16 protein-coding genes are annotated in these 20,517 nt (G+C 67.8%); 13 read left to right on the top strand and 3 right to left on the bottom strand.

Translation table 11 applies throughout. From position 1 onward, the window contains the following. Nucleotides 1–3 precede the first annotated feature (3 nt). The 5 genes from glpK to EV650_RS16020 all read left to right on the top strand — a co-directional run bounded on the left by glpK (nucleotide 4) and on the right by EV650_RS16020 (nucleotide 6,068). Nucleotides 4–1,515: a glycerol kinase GlpK gene (glpK, locus tag EV650_RS16040; RefSeq protein WP_134119546.1), complete on the top strand. Its 1,512-nt coding sequence runs from the start codon at nucleotides 4–6 to the stop codon at nucleotides 1,513–1,515. 81 nt (nucleotides 1,516–1,596) lie between these two features. Then, nucleotides 1,597–4,353, top strand: a complete 2,757-nt coding sequence (locus EV650_RS16035; RefSeq protein WP_134119545.1) for a helix-turn-helix transcriptional regulator — start codon at nucleotides 1,597–1,599, stop codon at nucleotides 4,351–4,353. Nucleotides 4,354–4,448: 95 nt separating this feature from the next. Then, nucleotides 4,449–4,628, top strand: a complete 180-nt coding sequence (locus EV650_RS16030) for a hypothetical protein (protein ID WP_134119544.1) — start codon at nucleotides 4,449–4,451, stop codon at nucleotides 4,626–4,628. A 127-nt stretch (nucleotides 4,629–4,755) separates the two neighbouring features. Next, nucleotides 4,756–5,445, top strand: a complete 690-nt coding sequence (locus tag EV650_RS16025; protein WP_134119543.1) for a sensor histidine kinase — start codon at nucleotides 4,756–4,758, stop codon at nucleotides 5,443–5,445. Then, nucleotides 5,442–6,068, top strand: a complete 627-nt coding sequence (locus tag EV650_RS16020) for a response regulator (protein WP_134119542.1) — start codon at nucleotides 5,442–5,444, stop codon at nucleotides 6,066–6,068. The genes EV650_RS16025 and EV650_RS16020 overlap by 4 nt, the downstream gene beginning before the upstream one ends. A 42-nt stretch (nucleotides 6,069–6,110) precedes the next feature. Here the strand turns inward: EV650_RS16020 and EV650_RS40375 are convergent, their stop codons facing one another. After that, complete coding sequence (locus EV650_RS40375; protein WP_166678152.1) at nucleotides 6,111–6,713, bottom strand: hypothetical protein; 603 nt, start codon at nucleotides 6,711–6,713, stop codon at nucleotides 6,111–6,113. A gap of 115 nt (nucleotides 6,714–6,828) precedes the next feature. Beyond that, nucleotides 6,829–7,482, bottom strand: a complete 654-nt coding sequence (locus EV650_RS16010; RefSeq protein ID WP_134119540.1) for a BON domain-containing protein — start codon at nucleotides 7,480–7,482, stop codon at nucleotides 6,829–6,831. 241 nt (nucleotides 7,483–7,723) lie between these two features. Between EV650_RS16010 and EV650_RS16005 the strand changes: the two genes are divergently transcribed. The 8 genes from EV650_RS16005 (at nucleotide 7,724) to EV650_RS15970 (ending at nucleotide 19,162) form a co-directional block, all read left to right on the top strand. Further along, nucleotides 7,724–8,152 (top strand): hypothetical protein, encoded by a 429-nt coding sequence (locus EV650_RS16005; protein ID WP_134119539.1) that lies wholly within the window; start codon nucleotides 7,724–7,726, stop codon nucleotides 8,150–8,152. Between the two features lie 19 nt (nucleotides 8,153–8,171). Beyond that, nucleotides 8,172–8,591 carry a DUF1003 domain-containing protein gene (locus EV650_RS16000; RefSeq protein WP_134119538.1) on the top strand — a complete coding sequence of 140 codons (420 nt, stop codon included), beginning with the start codon at nucleotides 8,172–8,174 and terminating at the stop codon, nucleotides 8,589–8,591. A gap of 158 nt (nucleotides 8,592–8,749) precedes the next feature. Further along, complete coding sequence (locus EV650_RS15995) at nucleotides 8,750–9,796, top strand: helix-turn-helix domain-containing protein (RefSeq protein ID WP_134119537.1); 1,047 nt, start codon at nucleotides 8,750–8,752, stop codon at nucleotides 9,794–9,796. A 22-nt stretch (nucleotides 9,797–9,818) separates the two neighbouring features. Beyond that, nucleotides 9,819–10,373 (top strand): HdeD family acid-resistance protein, encoded by a 555-nt coding sequence (locus EV650_RS15990; RefSeq protein ID WP_134119536.1) that lies wholly within the window; start codon nucleotides 9,819–9,821, stop codon nucleotides 10,371–10,373. A 189-nt stretch (nucleotides 10,374–10,562) separates the two neighbouring features. Then, nucleotides 10,563–13,313 (top strand): helix-turn-helix transcriptional regulator, encoded by a 2,751-nt coding sequence (locus EV650_RS15985; RefSeq protein WP_134119535.1) that lies wholly within the window; start codon nucleotides 10,563–10,565, stop codon nucleotides 13,311–13,313. A 227-nt stretch (nucleotides 13,314–13,540) separates the two neighbouring features. Continuing rightward, nucleotides 13,541–17,269, top strand: a complete 3,729-nt coding sequence (locus EV650_RS15980) for an endonuclease/exonuclease/phosphatase family protein (RefSeq protein ID WP_134119534.1) — start codon at nucleotides 13,541–13,543, stop codon at nucleotides 17,267–17,269. 58 nt (nucleotides 17,270–17,327) lie between these two features. After that, nucleotides 17,328–17,759, top strand: coding sequence for a peptidase inhibitor family I36 protein (locus EV650_RS15975; RefSeq protein WP_134119533.1), 432 nt, complete (start codon nucleotides 17,328–17,330; stop codon nucleotides 17,757–17,759). Nucleotides 17,760–18,349: 590 nt separating this feature from the next. Further along, nucleotides 18,350–19,162 (top strand): sigma-70 family RNA polymerase sigma factor, encoded by an 813-nt coding sequence (locus EV650_RS15970; protein WP_134119532.1) that lies wholly within the window; start codon nucleotides 18,350–18,352, stop codon nucleotides 19,160–19,162. A 41-nt stretch (nucleotides 19,163–19,203) separates the two neighbouring features. On the opposite strand, the gene EV650_RS15965 is transcribed toward EV650_RS15970, so the two are convergent. Beyond that, entirely contained in the window at nucleotides 19,204–20,076 is an 873-nt protein-coding gene (locus tag EV650_RS15965; protein WP_134119531.1) for an LLM class F420-dependent oxidoreductase, read from the bottom strand. Nucleotides 20,077–20,517: the final 441 nt, after the last annotated feature.

Here is a 20,517-nt window from a genome sequence, read left to right as displayed (position 1 = left end):
CCGATGGCAGGCAGATTCGTCGCGGCCATCGACCACGGCACCACCAGCACGCGGTGCTTGTTGTTCGGCAAGGATGGCACTGCCGTCGCAACCGCGCAGCGTGCCCAGACCATGCACTACCCAGGACCCGGCCTGGTCGAGCTCGACATGGCCGAGGTCTGGCAGCGAACCCAGGAGTGCATCCATGCGGCGCTCGCCGCGGCGGATGCCGAGCCGGCGGACGTCGCCGGGATCGGGATCACGAACGAGCGCGAGTCTGTCGTGCTCTGGGATCGCCGTACGGGACGTCCGGTAGCGAACTCGATCACCTGGCAGGACACTCGTACGGCGGCCGCCGCAGACGCGCTCGCGGCCGACAAAGGCATCAATCGGTTCCAGCAGCGCACCGGCCTGCCGATCTCGACCTATTCCTCGGCTCTCAAGCTCCGCTGGCTGCTCGACCAGGATCCGGCCAGGCAGGAGGCGGCTGCCCGGGGCGACCTCTTGTTCGGCACACCCGACACCTGGCTGCTGTGGAACCTCACCGGCGGTCCCGATGGCGGCGTGCACGTGACCGAGCCGAGCAACGCCAGCCGAACGCTGCTGATGAACCTGCACACGCTCGACTGGGATCAGGAACTGCTGGACGTCATGCACATCCCGCGCGCACTGCTGCCGGAGATCCGCTCCTCGAGCGAGGTCTACGGCACCGCGAAGGGAGAGCTGGCCGGCGTCCCTGTTGCCGGCGTACTCGGCGACCAGCAGGCCTCGTTGCTGGGGCACACGTGTTTCGACCACGGTGACATGAAGAGCACCTACGGCACCGGGGCCTTCCTGCTCGCCAACCTCGGGACGGAGCCGGTGATGTCCAAGCATGGCTTGATCACGACGGTCGCCTGGAAGCTGGGCGACGCCGACGCGGTCTACGCGCTCGAGGGCTCGGTGTCGATGGCCGGTGCGCTCGTCCAGTGGCTCAGCGAGAACCTCGGAATCATCACCGACGCTTCCGAGGTCGAGGCCCTCGCGCGTTCCGTCGAGAACTCGGGCGGCGTGGTCTTCGTCCCGGCGTTCTCCGGCCTGTTCGCGCCGTACTGGCACGACGATGCACGCGGGGTGATGGTCGGCCTGACACGGTTCGCCAACAAGGGGCACATCGCCCGGGCGGCGCTCGAAGCCACGGCGTACCAGACCTACGACCTGGTCGAAGCGATGCTCGCGGATACCGGCTTGACGCAGCTCGGCGAACTCCGGGTCGACGGAGGCATGACCAAGAACGAGCTGTTGATGCAGTTCCAGGCCGACCTGCTCGGTTCGCGCGTGGTCGCCCCGGCCGCGGCCGAGATCACCGCTACCGGCGCCGCGTACGCCGCTGGGCTCGCGACCGGGTTCTGGTCCGGGCTCGACGAGCTGCGGGCGAACTACGCCATCACGCACGGCTGGGAACCGCACATGAGCGCAGACGAACGGGCACGCGGAGTCGCCGGATGGCGAGTCGGCGTGGAACGGACGCTGGGCCTGGCCGGAAAGACAGGCTGACGAACCGACAGACGCTGCAGATGGGGTGGCCTAAGCTGCCGATATCGGCGAAACTTGCCAGTCGAGCGGCAGGACATCGATATGGGCGTATCCAGCGGTGGTCCCGGGACGGGGCTTCTGGACCGGCGCGTCGAGCGCGGGACAGTGGATCGGGTCCTCGATCAGGCGCGGGCTGGTAGCAGCGCTGTGCTTGTCGTGCGCGGCGAGCCCGGGATCGGCAAGACAGTCGTGCTGGACTATGCGGTCAGCCGGGCGTCGGCGTCGGACCTGCGGGTGGTCCGGGCCGCGGGTGTCGAGTCGGAACTGGAGCTCGCGTACGCCGCGCTCCACCAGCTGTGCGCACCGCTATTCATCAGCCGCCGGATGGACGAGCTGCCGAGGCCGCAGCGTGACGCCTTGGCGGTCGCCTTCGGGCTGCGGGAAGGGCCGGTGCCGGATCGCTTTCTGGTCGGGCTGGCCGTGTTGGGCCTGTTGGCCGCGGCGGCGGAGGACCAGCCGCTGGCCTGCGTGGTGGATGACGCACAGTGGCTGGATCGGGCCTCGATGCAATGTCTGGTGTTTGCGGCGCGGCGGTTGCTGGCCGAGCCGATCGCGCTGATCTTCGCCGTACGCGGGCCTGGTGGCGACCCTGAGCTGGCCGCCCTGCCCGGACTGACCCTGACCGGGCTCGGTAGTGCCGACGCGGCCACGCTGCTGGCGTCGGCGGTCGGTGGGCGGCTGGATGCGGAGGTGCGGGACCGGATCGTCGCGGAGACACGGGGCAACCCGCTCGCCTTGCTGCAGCTGCCCCGCGGCCTGGGACCGGCCCGGCTGGCCGGCGGTTTCTGGCTTCCCGACTCGCGGCCTCTGGCCAACCGGATCGAGGACAGCTTTCTCCGGCAGTTCCAGTCGCTGCCGCGCCAGACACAGCAGCTGCTGCTTGCCGCCGCGGCCGAGCCGACCGGCTCCATGAGGTTGTTGTGGCGCGCGGGCGAGCTGCAGGACATCCCGGCCGATGCCGTCGCGCCTGCTGAGGCCGCCGGACTGGTCGAGCTCGGCGCCCGGGTCCACTTCGCCCATCCCCTGGTCCGCTCTGCGGTCTACCAGGCGGCCTCGGCCGGTGAGCGGCGGGAGGCGCATCGAGTGCTGGCAGAGGCCACCGATCCTGAGGCTGATCCCGACCGGCGGGCCTGGCACCGCGCCCACGCGGCCGTAGGACCGGACGCGGAGGTGGCAGACGAGTTGGAACGCTCGGCCGGCCGGGCCCAGGCGCGTGGTGGACTGGCGGCGGCGGCCGCATTCCTCGAGCGTGCAGCGGCGCTGACACCGGACCTGGCGCAAAGGGGTGAACGGAGGCTGGCCGCGGCTCAAGCGAAGATCCAGGCAGGTGCGTTCGACGCGGCGGTGCAGCTGCTGGGCATGGCCGAGGCGGCACCGCTCGACGACTTCCAGCGTGCTCGCGTCGATCTCCTGCATGCTCAGCTCGCGTTTGTGGCAAACCGGGGCAGCGATGCCCCGCACCTGCTGATGAGCGCCGCCAAACGGCTCGAACCCATCGCTGTCGGTCTCGCGCGCGAGACCTACTTGGACGCGCTGAATGCGGCGCTGTTCAGCGGCCGCTTGGCAACTCCCGGCGGAACGCCGCAGGATGTGGCAACGGCAGCACGCGCGGCGCCACGGCCGCCGGACCCGCCACGAGCGCCGGATCTCCTTCTGGACGGCCTGGCCGCGAGGTTCGGCCAAGGCTACGCGGCAGGACTGCCCTTACTCCGGCGCGCGCTGCGCGCCTTCGACCGGGAGACGTCGGCGGAGGAGGATCTTCGTTGGCTGTGGATGGCCTGTATCGCCGCTGTCGATCTGTGGGACGAGGCCCGGTGGGACACGCTGTCCGGCCGGCACCTTCATCTCACCCGCGACGCCGGCGCGCTCAGCGAGCTTCCGCTCGCCTTGAGCCAACGCATCTACCTGCTCCTGTTCGCCGGTGAGCTGACCGCCGCGGCCTCCCTGGTCGAGGAGATGCATGTCGTCACGGAGGCAACGGGAACCCGCATGACGCCGTACGGCGATGTGTGCCTCGCCGCGTTCGGAGGCCGCGAAGGCGGGATCTCCGACCTGGCCACCGCCACCAAAGAGGAAGCCATGCAACGTGGCGAGGGGATCGGGATCGGCCTCACTGATTGGTCGACCGCACTACACGACAACGGTCTTGGCCACTACGAGAACGCGATGGCAGCAGCCGAATCGGCCTGCGCGTACCTCGCGGACGTGAGTGCCTCAGCGACGTGGAGTCTGGTCGAGCTGGTCGAGGCGGCCACCCGCTGCGGGTTGCCAGAGCGCGCCACCGACGCGGTACGGCGGTTGGCGGAGTACACCGGCGCCACCGGCACCGATTGGGCGCTCGGGGTCGAGGCGCGTTCCCGGGCACTGGTGAGCGACGGCGAGACCGCTGATCGTCTGTACCGTGAGGCGATCGAGCGGCTCGGCCTGACCCGCATGCGGGTGGACCTGGCCCGCGCACATCTGGTCTACGGCGAATGGCTGCGGCGCGAGCAGCGCCGTACCGATGCGCGCGACCAGCTTCGCGTCGCCTACGAGCGGTTCACCGACATGGGTATGGAAGGTTTCGCCGGCCGCGCCCGCCGAGAGTTGCAGGCAATCGGGGAAACCGTTCGCAAGCGCACGGTCGACACCCTCGCCGATCTCACCGCCCAGGAAGCCCAGATCGTGAAGCTGGCCCGTGACGGACGCACCAATCAGGAGATCGGCGGACAGTTGTTCATCAGCCCTCGTACCGTGGAGTGGCATCTGGGCAACGTCTTCGCCAAGTTGGGCATCAGCTCACGCAAGGACCTCCGCTGAGTCATCGCCGTACCCCGTGCCCCGGGAGCAACCAGGGGACTCTACCCGGGGCCGTACCGGGGTCGACAGACGCGGCTGGGCGCGACAGTGAATGCATGAACGAGACCTGTGACCGGTGTGGACCATCGGTGCTCGCGGCGGTCCGTGCCGAGCGAGCCGAGCGCGCTCTTTACCTCTGCCGACACTGCGGCAACCAGCTGTGGCCGGCGCTGACCGTGCGAGGCTGGATCATCTTGCCGGCCGCCGAGCACGCCTTTGCGCCTCAGGCGACCTAGCCGGCACCCGGGCTCGACCCGGGGAGTGAACCCGGGGGTGCCCCGGGGACGACGCACGCCGATCGGCGTGAGGGTAATGAGCAGCGCGCCGCACGGTCGCTCCAGACGTGAATGAGGAACCCATGTCATGAGCACGACAACTGCGAACGACAGCCCAGAGGGCTACTACGCCGACTGCGGCGAGAATCGTGACGTCAGGTTTTCCGGGCGGCAGGACGACCGCTCGACTGCGGAGCAGCTTGCGGAGCACGCCGCGCGGCTTGCTCGCAAGAACGAGGCACTCGAGGACTTCGCGGCACTCGTTGCGCACGATCTGAAGTCGTCGCTCCTCTCCGCCCTGATGAGCGACGAACCGCGCAGGGCCTTGCTGCGGGCACTGGAGATCATCGACTCGATCCTCGCGGCAACCCGCGCCGATCGAGCTGAGGGCGGCGCAGCACAGGGAGCCGACTGCGTCCGCGAAGCCGTCGCCGATCTTGGAGATCTTCGCGCTGAGGTCATCACCACGGTGACCGGCGAGTGCCCGATCCCGCCGGCCGCCCTTCGGATCGTGCTCCGGAACCTGCTGGCGAACGCGGTCGCCGCGGGCGCCGGGCGGATCTTCGTCTCGGCGATTGCTCGCGGGGATCGGCGGGTGCTCGTCGTCGATGACGACGGCGTCGGACTCGGACCGACCGATCGCTACGCGACTGGTGGCCAACTGGGGTTCGCGTTGTGTCGTCGCCTGGTCGCCCGGTTCGGAGGCGTGCTGGAGCTCAAGCCGCGCGCCGGCGGCGGAGCGCGCGCCGTACTCGTCCTCGACGGAGCCGACCGATGATCCGCGTCGTTCTCGTCGACGACCACGTCCTCTTCCGTACGTCGCTGCGCCTGCGACTCGAGCACGAAGACGGCATCGTGCCTGTCGGCGAGGCCGGGACCGCGGAGCAGGCGGTCATCACGACACGTGCCGTGCAGCCCGACCTGGTCCTGCTCGATCTGGTCCTGCCACGGAGGAACGGCGCCGATATCATTCCGGACCTGCTGAAGGTGTCTGCGGCGTCGAAGGTCCTGATCGTTTCGTCGCACGCCCAACCGACCTCGGTACGGCAGGCGATCGCCGCCGGGGCACGCGGTTATGTGCCCAAGCGAGCCTCTGACACAGAATTGATCGAGGCGATCCGCCGGGTCGCGGCCGGCGAACGCTACGTCGATCCCGACCTGGGTGCGCAACTCGTCGTCGCGGACGGACACCCGGCGCTCGAGCCGATCAGCGATCGTGAGCGCGACGTTCTGTCTCTGCTCGCGCTGGGTTACACGAACGAGGAGATCAGCAAGAAGCTCTACATCTCGCGGCGAACGGTCGATACGCACCGCGCACACGTCATGCGGAAGCTCAGGCTCGACACCCGCGCCGAGCTGGTCCTGTTCGCACTCGCGAGCGGCCTGATCGGCGCGTCGTGATGCTCGCGACCGCCCGAGCCACGAAACGGCGGTCGCCGCGGATCAGCCAGACGTCGGCGTCGCGGTGCGTCTCGTGTACGGCGTGTATGGCGGCGTACTGGTTGGTCGGCCGGCTCGGGGGAGCAGTGGTGAGGCAAGACGGGGTGGGGTTTCGCGCGATTTTGACTGCATAGGCGCGTCGAGCAGCGGCCAGGGCTGGAGGCGGTGGGGGGAGACGGTTCGGCGGCTGGGGCCGGGGACGAGGCGGCGCAGGAGGGTGCGAACAGAGGTGTCGATGCCTACCAGGCGGATGCCGTCGATGCTGCAGGCAAGGATGATGTCGGAGATCCTGGAGGGGGCCGACAGCCCGACGTGGTGAGCGAGCCGAACGAAAAGATCGTTGGCGGGGATGGTTCGGGATGCGAGGCCGACGGTGCAGAGGAACAGGTTCCAGTCGCGGATGCCGGCGATGGCGGTTTCTGGGATGTAGTGCAGCTTGCTGCCGGCGCGGACGAGGGCACCTTGGATGGGCGGGTGCGGATCCTGGATGTCGAGTCGTACGACAAGGTCTGCCAGTCGGCCGACGTGCCGGCCGGTGCGGTCGAAGACGCAACGTCCGCGGAGGCCGGCGATCGACACCAGATCGCCGGCGATCCTGACCGGCATATGGTTGCTAAGAGCAATGACTGACTCTGGTGAATCCATCCGAAGGGCCTCTTCCTCAGGCTCCGCAGTCGTCGGGACAGTGGCGCGGGCGGCTGAGCCGCCCGCGCCTGCCGGGTCAGTACGTGACGGTCAGGTCGTCGCGGACGGCGGTGACGCCCGGTGCCGACCACGCGGCGTCGATGGCCTCGTTGCGTTCGGCCCACGAACCGACGGTTCCCTTGACGGTGACGACGCCGTTGTCGGTCGAGACGGTCAGGCCTTCGGCGTCGAGGGTGGCGTTGCGCTTGAACGCCTTCTGGATCGAGGATTCCACGTCCCTGGTGTTCGGGTTCGGGTTTCTGATCTCGATCTGGTTGAACACGTCGAGGATGCCGACGATGTTCGAGGCGACGAAGTCCGCCTCGTCGCGCTGGTACTGCCAGTCGACCGTGCCGGTGAGGGTCACCTCGCCGTCCTGCACCTTGGCGTCGACCGTTTCCGGTACCAGGCTGTCGAGCATCAGGGCCTGCAGGACGTCGCCGCGGATGTCGGCGTCGATGCGACCTAGATCGCCCATCAGCCGGACCTTGAGTTGGTTGTCGACCTCCAGTACGCCGATGACGCGTTGGGCCGCGTTCTTCGCCTCCCGCTTCTCGCGCAGGCTTCCCACGGTGCCGCGCAGCGTGACCGTGCCGGCGTTCGCAGACACTGCGATCGCCTCGTTGTCGACCTTGGGGTCCCAGAACAGTTCGTCGCTGACGTTGTCGACCAGATCGGTGTCCCAGCTCATCAGAGTTCCTTTCGTCGGTGCCGGCTTTGTTTCGATCCTCGGGTGGGCGAGCTCGCGCCGGCACCGGAATCTCTGCTGACTGGCTGCGGAAAGCACGAAAGAAGTTGCGGCCCGGCCCTCGGCGATGGCTGCAAGGAGTCGTGCACGAAAACGCGGGACTCAGAGCACTATCCGCAGACCACGCTTGGCTGCGCGCTCGTACGGTCGTAAACACCACTCAACGATTGAGGAAGGCCTTACCGTGAAGAAACTCTCCGAGCAGCTGAGCGACCTGTCCGACCGGACGAAGAGGACCGAGGACGTCGTCGACGCCGCGAATGCGAAGAACCGCGAGCGGTTGCAGGCGCAGAAGGCGCGGCTGCAGACCGCCGTCAGTACCGAGCAGACCCGGATCGGCGAGCGGACGACCAAGACGCAGGACGAGGTCCGGTCGAAGTGGCAGGACATCCGCATTGCCATGGACAGCCACTTCGCCGAACTGCGTACGAAGGGCGAGGAGTACAAGGCCGAACGCGACCTCGAGCGTGCCGAGCGGCGCGCCGATGACGCCGAGCTGGATGCTGCCGATGCGATTGATTTCGCGATCTATGCGCTTGACTGCGCGGAGTACGCGATCATCGACGCCACCGTAGCCCGCGCCGACGCCGACGACCTGACACCGAAGAGCTGACAGGTCGACTGGAGATCCCATGAGCCCCGCGGCTACAAGTGTTCAGGCACATCATCCTGTCGTCGTCGCGGTCCAAGCGAAGCGGGCGCAGGACATTCAACTGCGGATCGCCGACGCGATCACCGCGTTCGCGGGCTCGATGACCTTCGTCTACATCCACGCAATCGTGTTCGCGATCTGGATGCTGTTCATCGAGTCCAGCCCGTGGCCGACTCTCACTCTCATCGTCTCCCTCGAGGCGATCTTCCTGTCCACCTTCGTCATGATCGGGCAGAACCGGCAGTCTGCCTTCCAGGAAGCCAAGGCGGATCACGACTTCACCGAGCAAGAGCTGGAACTGAAGGACAACACGAAGCTGACCCGGGAGATTCACACTCTCACCACTGAGCTCCACAAACATCTGATTCGGGCGTCGACCAATGAGTCGCCTCGTCCGTAGCCGTTCCGCCGGGGTTGAGAGGAGGGCTGCCGGGCCTGGCGGAGATAGGTGTTTCTGCACATCATTGCGTCGGATCGCCGATGCCCGGGCCCTACCCGACCTCTTAGCGTCGTCTGTGTCGAGCGCAATCGGCTCGCGATGACCGCCAGGAGGCTGCCATGGCACACCTGCTGCCACCCGACCGGAACGGCTCGTTGGCCGAGTTGTTCGACACTGCGACCATGCCGCCGGACGACAGACTTCGGCGGCTGCAAGACGCGATGGGACGCGCCGCGGTACCGATCGAGATTCAACATCACGTGGGTCCGGACGAGGTGTCCGTGCAAGGCTCCGGTGGCAGGCTCGGGCGGCTGTCGATCCTGTCACTGACGACGACGCCGATGTCTGTACGGCGTACGGTACGGCTGGCCCGAGCCGATCCGGAGCCGAGCATCGTCGTCGAGCTGCAACTGGCCGGCTCGCGATCCGTCGCCCAGTACAACCGGCGGACCGTGTTGTCGCCGGGCGATCTCGTCCTTCTCGATGCTCGCCGGCCGTACCTGACGACGAGCCCGCGAGGGAGCCGTCAGCATGCCGTCCGGGTCCCGAGGGCAGATCTGGCGCTGACCGATCATGCCCTTGCCCGCGTTGCCGGATTGCGCCTCGGTCCTCGCAATCCGGTCGCGAACCTCGCGGCGGCGTACCTGGCCCGGCTGGTCGGTGACGATCGACTGGCCGCAGAGGCGGATCTGGATGTCTTCGAGGCGCCGACGATCGAGCTGATCCGGGCTGTCGTTGCCACGCAACTCGGCGCCGGCGTACTGGCCCAGGAACCGTTGGAGAACACGCTCGCCCTGCGAATCATGGAGTTCACCCGGCAGCACCTCACCGACCCGGACCTCAGCGCGGCGAAGATCGCAGCCGCCCAGAACATCTCGGTACGGCATCTCTACACGACGCTGTCCCGGTCCGGCGTCGTGCTGGGCGAGTGGATCCGGGTACGTCGCCTGGAGGGGTGCCGGCGTGAGCTGGCCAGGAGCGCGGTGTCGGGCCGGACGATCTCTGCCATCGCCCATGCCTGGGGCTTCGGCGACGCGACCCACTTCAGCCGCACCTTCCGCGAAGCGTTCGGCATATCGCCCCGCGAATGGCGGGCGCTGCACCAGAACAAGCACGCACTCACCAGAAGTTCGATCGACGGCGCCGTCGCCGGTGTCGCGTCGTGACCAATCCCCAAGGAGGCTGTTGATGTTCAAGTCTGTGTCGTCCTCATTGTTGTGGCGTGGCCTGCTAGCCGTCGCGATCGGCGTCGTGTCCGTCGCCTGGCCCAATGTCACGGTCGGTGCGATGGTGATTCTCTTCGCGGTCTACGCCTTCATCGCGGCAGCCGCGGACGGAGCCCGCGCGTTCGCCGGTCGCAGCGCCGGTCCGGTGATCGGCTATCTCTTGCTCGCGTTGCTGGATGTGGTCGCCGGGATCGCCGCGATTGCCTGGCCGGGGATCACCGCGCTCGTGCTGACGATCTGGATTGCCGCGTGGGCGTTCGTGTCCGGCGTCATCGAGGTCGCGATGGCGTTCCGGCAGGGCGAGGAGGCGGGGGAGCGTGCGATGTGGGCCCTGACCGGTCTCGTCTCGATCGCCCTCGGCGTCGTACTGGCGATCCGGCCCGACCTCGGTGCGGTCAGCCTGGCCGCGGTGTTCGGCCTGTTCAGCATCGTGTACGGCGTCTCCACGCTGGTGCTCTCGGCCCAGCTCCGGAAGGCCGGATCGGCCACCCAGAACCTGGCCGAATCCGTCGGCTGACACACAAACTGAAGCCGGCTCCAGGTGATTTCCCACCTGGAGCCGGCTTCGTCTTGCTCGGACCATTGCCGCTCGTGCGAAGGTTGTCCGATCTCCTGACCTGTTTGCCGATGCCGCACCCACGCTGATCGGTGGCCTAGGCGGCTCGTATCGGCCAGACTTGCCATTTTGAACGGCAGGAAATCGACTATGGGCGTCTCCAGCAGCGGTTCCGGAGCGGGGCTTCTCGACCGGCACGTCGAGCGCAGGGCAGTCGATCAGGTGCTCGAGCGGGCGGCCGCGGGTGAGAGCGCTGTCCTGGTCGTGCGCGGCGAGCCCGGGATCGGCAAGACGGCGTTGTTGGACTACGCGGTGAGCCGGGCGTCGGCATCGGACCTGCGCGTGGTCCGGGCTTGGGGCGTCGAGTCGGAGATGGAGCTCGCATTCGCCGGGCTGCACCAGCTGTGCATGCCGATGCTCGGCCGCCTGGAACAGCTGCCGAAGCCTCAGCGGGACGCGTTGGCGGTCGCCTTCGGGATGCGGGAGGGGCTGGCACCGGATCGTTTCCTGGCCGGCCTGGCCGTGCTGAGCCTGCTGGCCGCGACCGCGGAGGACCAGCCGCTGGCCTGCGTGGTCGACGACGCACAGTGGCTCGACCGGGCCTCGGTCCAGTGTCTGGCGTTCGCGGCGCGGCGGCTGCTGGCCGAGCCGATCGCCTTCATCTTCGCCGTACGCGAGCCCGTCGACGATCAAGAACTGGCCGGCCTGCCCGGACTGACCGTCACCGGGCTCGGCAGCGCCGACGCGCGCACCCTGCTGGCGTCGGCAATCAACGGGCGGCTGGACGCCGAGGTGCGGGACCGGATCCTCGCCGAGACGAGCGGCAACCCGCTCGCCTTGCTGCAGCTGCCCCGCGGCCTGGGACCTGCCCAGCTGGCCGGCGGGTTCTGGCTTCCCGACTCGCGGCCACTGGCCGGCCGGATCGAAAACAGCTTCCACCGGCAGTTCGAGTCGCTGCCGCGCGAGACGCAGCGGTTGCTGCTGACCGCCGCGGCCGATCCGACCGGCTCGATGACCTTGTTGTGGCGCGCGGGCGAGCTGCAAGGGATCCCGGCCGCCGCCGCGGCGGCGGCCGAGGCTGCAGGACTGGTCGAGCTCGGCGCCCGAGTCCACTTCGGCCACCCCCTGGTCCGCTCCGCGGTCTACCAGGCGGCCTCGGCCGGTGACCGGCGGGAGGCGCATCGGGCGCTGGCCGAGGCGACCGATCCCGAGGCTGATCCGGACCGGCGGGCCTGGCATCGCGCCCACGCCGCGGTGGGCCCTGACGCGGAGGTGGCAGACGAGCTGGAACGCTCGGCCAGCCGGGCCCAGGCGCGCGGTGGACTGGCGGCGGCGGCCGCCTTCCTCGAGCGCGCAGCGGCGCTCACCCCGGACCCGGCGCAGCGGGCCGATCGCGCGCTGGCCGCGGCTCAGGCGAAGGTGCAGGCGGGCGCGTTCGATGACGCGAGGCAGCTGCTGGGGATGGCCGAGGCCGCACCGCTGGACGAGCTCCAGCGTGCCCGCGTCGATCTGCTCCGCGCCCAGCTCGCATTCGCGGCAAACCGGGGCAACGACGCCCCGCCACTACTGCTGAGGGCCGCCAAACGACTCGAGCCCATCGATGCCGATCTGGCCCGCGAGACCTACCTGGACGCGCTGAACGCCGCCCTGTTCGCTGGGCGGCTGGCCAGTCCGGGCGGAGGGCCGCAGGAGGCGGCCGCGGCAGCGCGCACGGCGCCAAGGCCGTCGCACCCGCCCCGCGCGTCCGATCTCCTCCTGGACGGCCTGGCCGCGAACTTCAGCGAGGGATACGCGGCAGGATCGCCCCTGCTCCGGCGCGCGCTCGGGGCCTTCGACCGGGAGAGGTCCGAGGAGGGGGAACTTCGCTGGCTGTGGCTGGCCTGTACCGCGGCCATACACCTGTGGGACGACGCCAGGTGGGACACGCTGTCCGGCCGGTACGTACATCTCGCCCGCGACGCCGGTGCTCTCAGCGAGCTTCCCCTCGCCCTGAGCCAACGCGTCGGCGCGCTCCTCTTCGCCGGTGAGTTGGCCGCCGCGGCCTCCCTGGTCGAGGAGGTGCAGGTCGTAACGGAGGCAACGGGAAGCCGCCTCGCGCCCTACGGCGCCCTGGGCCTCGCCGCGCTGCGGGGCCGCGAAGCCGAGCTTTCCAAACTGGCCACCGCCACCAAGGACGAGGTTGTCCGGCGGGGCGAGGGTATCGGGATCGGCCTCTGCGATTGGGCGACCGCGGTGCTCCACAACGGACTTGGTCACTATCAGAACGCGATGCAAGCAGCCGAAATGGCCAGCGCATACCTCGCTAACGCCAGCCCTTCAGTAAACTGGGGCCTGGCCGAGCTGGTCGAGGCGGCCGCACGCGGCGGGATGCCCGAGCGCGCCGCCGACGCCGTACGGCGGCTGTCGGAGTCCACCAGTGCCAGCGGCAGCGATTGGGCACTCGGCGTCGAAGCGCGTTCACGGGCCCTGCTGAGCGAGGGTGATACCGCTGATCGTCTGTACCGCGAGGCGATCGAGCGGCTCGGCCGCACCCGCATGCGCGCGGATCTGGCCCGAGCGCATCTCGTCTACGGCGAATGGCTACGGCGCGAGAATCACCGTAGCCACGCGCGCGAGCAGCTTCGCGTCGCCTACAAGCGGTTCACCGACATGGGCATGGAAGGTTTCGCGGATCGTGCGCGCCGGGGGCTGCTGGCCACCGGGGAGATCGTTCGTAAGCGCGCCGTGGACACGCTCACTGATCTGACGGCGCAGGAGGCGCAGATCGCGAAGCTGGCGCGTGCGGGACGCACGAATCAGGAGATCGGCGGCCAGCTGTTCATCAGCCCCCGCACCGTGGAATGGCACCTGGGCAACGTCTTCGCCAAGCTCGGCATCACCTCACGCAGGGACCTTCGCTGATCCACGTCCGCTGACGCAGGTCGCCGGCGACCTCGATCCTGCGGCCTTTCCGCAACCGCCGCGAAGTTGTGCCGATGTACCGAAGGACAGGGCGGCCGAGGATCGAGCCATGCCGAAGGCTCTGGCCGATGGCGCATGGACCTGATGACCTGAAATGAGGTTAGGTGAAGCGTTTTCAACCAGCGGCCGCCCTCTTGTCCGGCCTGCTACTCGTACTCTCCATGACAGTGCCCGCCTCAGCGGCGTCGGCGCTCGTCCCAGCGCCGGCCGTCTCGGCGGCGACCGCATCGGCCGTGGCGGACGAGCCGACGGCCGGACCGGGAGCGGTTGGACCGGATCTCAGTTCCGCCAACCGTACGACCCCGGCCGCCGGCATGCCGGACTGGTCGCGGGCCGGCTATCTGGGCGGCCAGCCGCTGCCCGGCGACGGCGACCTGACCACCGATTCTTCCTGCCTGATCACCCCGGAAGAACTCGCCTCGCAGTACGGCGTGGTTCCGGGCGACGGGGTCGATGACACGACCGGGCTGCAGAACGCGATCGACGACATCAAGAGCCATTGTTCGCCTGGTGCCAACTTCCACCGGCTGTCGCTCATCACGTTGCCGTCCGGGCGCATCGACGTGTCCCGGCAGATGTACGTCGATGCCAGCTTCCTGATCGTCCGCGGGCAGGGCTCCGGCGACGGCGGCACGCAACTGGTGTTCCGCCCCGACCTCAACACCCGCTACGACACGGTGCTCAACGGCCGCTGGGACCAGGACAGCATGGTGGCCGGCACCGGCAACGACGAAGGCTCGGGTGGCTGGATGTGGCCGGGGCGGGGGATGTTCCGGGTGCAGACCAGGGACGTGGCCGACCGCTACCAGGACGACTGGGCGGCGGCTCCCGCCAACCGCAAGGACATCTTCGAGGGCAGCGTCAACCAGCACTGGGTCTCCGGCATGAAGCTGTCCGCCCAGGCCGACGACCCGGGCTACTCGGCCCGGAAGGGGCAGAACGTCGTACACCTGGACCCGACAGCCAACATGGGCAAGTTCACCCTGGGCGGCTACGTCTGGGTGGGTGCGGCCAACAGCCGCAACTTCTACGCGCTGCAGGATGTCACGGACCTGAGCGAGATGGACAACCTCCATATGCGCCAGCAGATGTTCCGGGTCACCAGCGTCGACGGCACGGCCAAGACGATCACGCTGGACCGCCCGCTGGAGTGGGACCTGCCGGTCGACTCCACCTCGGACGGCTCTGCTCCGATCCTCGGCAAGGTGAGCCCGAGCAAGGTCACCCCGCTGAAGGTGGTCGAGGGGGTCGGGTTCGAGGACTTCGCCTTCACCCAGGACATGAACGGCGTACCGAAGCTGGGTGGCGGCACGTACTCGCTGACCCCGGACCAGGCCGTGAACAACTACGGCAACATGGCGCCCGAGTACGCGATGCACGGCATCGTCTTCAAGTGGGCCGCCAACAGCTGGGCGCGCGGTCTCAAGGCCACGATGACCGGCTCGCACCCGATCGTCACCGAGGTGGCGCGGAACCTGCAGATCGAGCGCAACAGCTTCGACGGCGCCTGGAACAAGGGCAAGGGCGGCAACGGCTACCTGCGCGGCAGCCGGGTCTGGGACTCGCTGTACGCCTACAACCTCAGCCGCAACCTGCGTCACTTCACCTTCCAGTGGTCGGCCAGCGGCAACGTTGCCTTCCGCAACGACCTCGACTCCGACCTGAATCTGCACGGCGGCTGGGAGCACAACAACCTGCTCGAACAGAACACGCTGAATGTGTCGTACGACCACCGTTCGGCCAGCTGTACTGCCAACTGCGGCGGTGAAGGCGGCGAGATCGACGCCGGCACCTGGTATCCGATCTGGTGGGCGGCCGGTCCCAAGGCGGCCAAGTGGTCCGGTTCCTCTGGGCCGCAGAACGTCTTCTACAACAACACGATGGTCAAACAGACCACCCCAGGTGGGCCGTACGTGCCATACACGCCGTACGGCACGCAGGCCGGCACCGCGTTCGAGTTCGGCTCCGACAACGACGACCCCACCCAGTTTCACCCGCTCAGCCAGGGCGGGCAGCCGATCCCGGACTGGACCGGCCGCGAGACCCTGGACTACACCGGGCAGGGAGTGGTGGCCCGAGACATGGGCGGCCAGCCGTCGCTGTTCCTGCGCGACACCGGCGGGCTCGACCCGCGCCAGGGCGGCCGCCGCAAGGTGGTCACCTGGAACATGCAGGGGGCGGGTACAACCAACGGATGGGGCGATGACACTGTCAGGGAATACGAGTCCAAGTACTCCCTGGGACTGCCCCAGCTGGTGATGCAGAGCCAGGCCGACATCGCCCTGCTGCAAGAGGCCGGCGCGCCGCCGCCGAGCGCCGTGCTCCTGCAGGACATCCCGCAGGAATCGTTCTTCCAGTGGGACGGATCGGCTCCACCCGTTCGCGAGTACCGGTACGCCGGAACGGCAAGCCGACCGCAAGGATTCTTGTACTGGCTGCACACGGACACCGACCAGACCAGCGCAACCGGCCGGGTCAACCTGGCCATCGCGACCCGTACCCCTGTCCAGCCACAGAATGTGTACGTCGTCCCGGCAGGACTGGACAGCGGCTTCACCGGCCGGCCCGCGCTCGGCGTCAACGTCGACGGTGTCGTCTACTTCACGGTGCACGGCCTCTCGGGGAGCGGCAACGACGACCCCGGGCTGCTGCGCAACATCCGGGAGCGGATGCTCACAGCAGGCCCCGGCGGAACCGCGCTGCCCTGGATCGCCCTGGGCGACTACAACCGCGCCCCGTACAGCCCGGAGCCCGGCGCTTTGTCCACCGCACTCAGCCAGGACTACGACGGACTGTTCCGTGTGGAGGCCGACCGGAATGAGGCCACGCATCCGACTCGTCCGGACTCGGGGACTCCCAGGGTCCTCGACTACGCGGTCATGCCAGCACCGGCCTTGACGGAGATCACCGTCACCGGGATGGCGCGGGTCAACACCATGACGTTGTCGGACCACTTTCCCGTCCTGTACCAGTTCGGCAACTTGCCGGACCCCCCGTCACCACCAGCACAGGCGGTGCCGAACCCGCCGGTTACGGCTGTACTGCGCAACTCCGGCACCACCCACGTGGCCGGCCCCTCTGCCATCGACACCCACGTGATCGCCGACATGCCGCTCAACCAGGCGAACCTGCCGACACAGACATTCAGTCTGTCGCCCGAGGCCGAGTTCCCCGGCTACTACCGCCTGATCCAGCAATCGACCGCCCGCTATCTGGGCCAGGAGGACAGCGTCCGCAACGCGCGGGTGGTGCTGTGGCAGACGGAGGCCGAAGACCAGCTCTGGCGCCCGAGCTATCAGGGTGACGGCACCTGGACCCTGCAGAACTTCGTCACCAACCAGCTGCTCACGGCCCTTGACAGCGGCGGAATAGTGGCAGGCCGCGACTTCGACGGCTCGGCCGCCCAGCGCTGGTTCCTTCAAGACCCGGCCCGGGCCGCGACCGTGGACGAGATCACTCTGAACAACCAGTCGCCGACGCCGCTGGCGGTCAATGTCGCGGGCGCCTCCACCGCGGAGGACACCCCGGTGATCCTCTATCAGGACAACGACGATCCCAACGAACGGTTCACCGCGATCTACGCGGATCAAACCGGCGGGGACGACTGCTACTACCTGGCCTACGGCGGGAAGTACATCAATTCGACCTCGGCCGATCCGCGAAATCCGCACGACGGCAACCAGGTCACGCTGAACGCGTTCAGCCCGAACGACGACGGCTATCTGTGGTGTGTGAAGCCCAATGGTTCGAACGGGATGTTCTTGAGCAACCACCTGACAGCGGCCCTCGACCAGCGCCTGTATCTCACTGCTCACGGGGAGAACAACCAGCTGACCATCGGTGAGCGTGTACCCGGTCTCCCTACGGACCTCTGGGGCCTCGTGCCGGTCAGCTAGTCCGCAAGACCCGTCCCGACTGCATCCCAGTTGCAGTCAGAAGAGAAAGTAGAATCGCATGAGAAAGAAATCATTCAAGGCTGCGGCTGCCGCGACCGTAGTGGCCGGTGCGGCACTGGCCCTCTCGGCGGCGCCGGCGTCCGCGACGAATCCGCCGTACTCCGGCTGCCCGGGCTGGGCGCTGTGCCTCTACAAGGATTCCAACGGATCGGGTACGAAGGCAATCATCACCCCGCCCGCGGCCGGCGGCCACGCGGCGACAGTGACGTTGTACAGCACTCATTTCCTGAACGGGGAGCTGGCCAACAACCAGGCGACATCCTGGCTGAACAACTCGAACTGCCAGATCGAATTCTGGGATGACCCCGATTCGACCGACCCGTTCCTGCTGGACCTCGCGCCGTCCAACAACTGGGGCCGCACGCGCGACGTCTCCGCCGAACCGTGGGCCAACGACAAACTCTCCGGCGTCCGCTTCTGGTGCCCGTAAGACCTGGGTTCGGTGTGAGTGCGTCGCGGGGACGGGCAGGATCGTTGCCGATGGCACCGTTCTGATCCATCCGGCCGCGGGTGGCGTCGGCACGGTCGCTGGTCCTCGCGGTCAGCTGAGTCTGGACCTGCGAGACGATGGACTTGTGGTTGCGATGAGGCGCGGCTGGGATGACGTTTGAGCGGAACTTCGACCACGTCGCCTAGGCCGGCCTCCTCGCCACTCGCCGCTGAACCTCGCCTCTGAGTCCGCTGCGCGAAATGCATATCGTTCCGGGCGGTCAAACGCTGCAGAACAGGAGTACCTTGAAGTCACCACACAGGTGACTGAGGTCGGCTGCGTGGGCCAGTTGCCTCAGACCCCGGCGGCACTCCGTGGAGTTTATCGCAAGGGGTGGGGTTCCTGCATGATCCGTTGGCCAGCGAGCGATCATCGGCCCATCCTCCTCGGGAACCGCATCTCCTCTCTCGATTCCGCTTCTGCTTCGTTTGCTCCCGCAACGCTTGCTCACTGAGCCGGTCAGACCCCATTTAGGGGCTTCAGACAACAATCCGCTACGACGGGGCGCCGAAGGATCGCGAGGTCGAGGCATGGTTCCTGTTCTCAGCGCCGTCCAGTCCAGGCCGACTCGGTCCTACACCGCCGAAGGTCGAGCTGCCCGCGAAGCAGTCACCCAGGAACTGCTGGGGCGCCGGGCCGGCAGTATGAATGAGACCGAGCGGCGGGAGCTGCTCGGACAGGTCATCGAACTGAACATCGAGATCGCCCGTGGGATCGCGAGTCGCTTCCGCGGGCGCGGCGCCGAGAGCGACGATCTGGAACAGGTCGCCTACCTCGGTCTGGTCAAGGCTGCCCAGCATTATCGGCTGGACGTCGGCACGCCTTTCATCGGTTTTGCCATTCCGACCATCCGTGGTGAGGTGAAGCGGTACTTCCGCGACTGTGCCTGGACTGTCCGGATCCCGCGGCGGCTGCAGGAACTTCAGGGTCTGATCCGCGCGAGGTTGCCGTTGCTGGAGCAGCTGTTGGGCCGGGATGCGACGCCTGCCGAGATCGCCGAGGCGCTGGGCCGGGACCTGGCCGACGTGGAGCAGGCGCTGGCGGCTCGCGGATGCTTCAACGTTCTGTCGCTCGATCGGCCGTATCAGGACGACGACTGCCTCGCCCTGAGTGACCTGGTCGCGGCCGAGGCCTACAACTCGCTCGATCAGCTGGAAGCCGTCGACATGCTGCGGCCGGTGCTGAAGGACCTGGGCCCGCGGGAGCGGCGAGTGCTGGAGCTGCGCTTCGTGGAGGGCTGGACCCAGACCGAGATCGGGAAAGACATCGGAGTCAGCCAGATGCAGGTCTCCCGAGTATTGAGCCGGATCCTCCGGGATCTGCGTGACCAGCTCGGCACTTGACCACCCGACAAGCCAGCTGAACCACGACACGGAGTGGGCGGTCAGAAGGCTGCTGCGACTGGGATTACGTCGGAGCCGATGCGCTCGAGTACGTCGAGGCGTGGGACCTGGGGGACCATACCGATGGCTGCGCTGAAGCCGAGGCCGTGGAGGCGGCCGAGTTCGTCGATCAGTTCGCTGGTCTTTTCGCCGTTCTCGCCGGTGTCGATCAGGTGGTAGACGGTCTTGGTGATGTCGTCGTAGTCGCGGCCTTCGTTCTCGCAGTGCTGTTTGAGGACGTCGAGTTTGTGTTCGAGATCAGGGGTATTGAAGACGTTGCAGGCCTGGGCGTACTTGGCCACCAGGCGCAGCGTCTTCTTCTCGCCACCACCGCCGACCATGATCGGCGGATGCGGCTTGCTGAGCGCTTGCGGGACGTTCATCAACCGTTCGGCCTGGTAGTGCTGCCCCTTGAACGGGCCGTCGTTGTCGGACCACATCTGCAGCAGGTACTGCAGCGTCTCCTCCAGCCGCTCGAATCGCTCGGCGACCGGCGGGAACGGGAAGCCGAGACCACGCGATTCTTCCTCGTTCCAGCCGGCGCCGAGTCCGATCATGCCGCGGCCGCCGGACAGTACGTCGAGGGTGGTCATCGCCTTCGCGAGCAGGCCCGGATGCCGGTAGTGCACGCCGGTGATGACAGTGAGCAGTTTGGCGCGCTCGGTGTGAGCGGCCAGGAATCCGAGCGTCGTGTACGCCTCGAGCATGTCGTGCTCTGCCGGACCCACACCGCGAATCTGGAAGAAGTGATCCATCACCGCCAGGTAGCCGAAGCCGGCCTGATCGGCAGTACGCGCGACGGCGGCGAGCTCCGGTCCGAGTGCGCCCGCGCCGTTCGGCCAGGTGAAGTCAGGAATCTGCAGACCGAGTTCCATCCGGGATGTCCTTCCGAAGTGCCAACGAGTTGACGTTGTCTCCACCTAACACCCGCACCGAACCTCATTCAATCGACGGCCCCCGATCGACGGACACCGGTTCCGGGGGAGTCCACTCAGGGAGCGCTTGGATGACCTGGCCGAGGGGTTTGCGGAGTTGGCCAGTGGTGGAAGGCGCGGCGAGGCGGCGTCGGTGGTGGAGCGGCGAGCGGCGGCCGGGGACCAATAGGTGATGGGTGTGTTGTTAGCGTGCTCAAAGCGATTGAGGATCCGCCGCCCTCCCGCTTCGGCGATCGGCGATTCGGTCGGCGGTCGCCGGGCCATCAGCTCGCGCGTGCATGAACGCCTTCCAGGTAAGGCTTTTCCTTGACGTGCGGACGAGAGGTCGCCCGGTTGCCGTTATGAGACCGTGACGTCTGGGTTGGCTGTCGACGTCTTGAC

It is taken from the genome of Kribbella kalugense (genome assembly GCF_004365875.1).
GTDB lineage: Bacteria > Actinomycetota > Actinomycetes > Propionibacteriales > Kribbellaceae > Kribbella > Kribbella kalugense.
This window is presented reverse-complemented; position numbering and strand designations above follow the sequence as displayed.